Genomic DNA, 252 nt, shown 5'->3' on the forward strand with positions numbered 1-252 from the left:
GGCCTCGGCTTCCTTCAGAAACCCGATGATTTGCTCTTCCGTAAAACGCTTCTTCATGTTCGTCTTCTTCTCCGAAAACGAACTTTACTAGGTTCTGACTGGCCCGGTTTGTTGGGGGCAGGTCACCGTCGCAGTGGGCGGCGATCGAATCCATTGCACCTAAGATCGGCTGCACGAGCCAGACGCTGCTTGGATGGGTCAAACGAGAAGAAGTCGATAGCGGCGAGCGCGAGGGCGTGAGCACGTCGGAGC

The 252-nt window shown here is 56.7% G+C and carries 1 pseudogene; it reads left to right on the forward strand.

Annotated elements, in window-relative coordinates:
• Window positions 1-125: 125 nt before the first annotated feature.
• Window positions 126-252 (forward strand): annotated as a pseudogene (locus GWC77_RS28735) (IS3 family transposase); the annotation flags it as partial.

The sequence above is a fragment of the Paraburkholderia sp. NMBU_R16 genome, from assembly GCF_013282575.1.
Taxonomy (GTDB): Bacteria; Pseudomonadota; Gammaproteobacteria; order Burkholderiales; family Burkholderiaceae; genus Trinickia.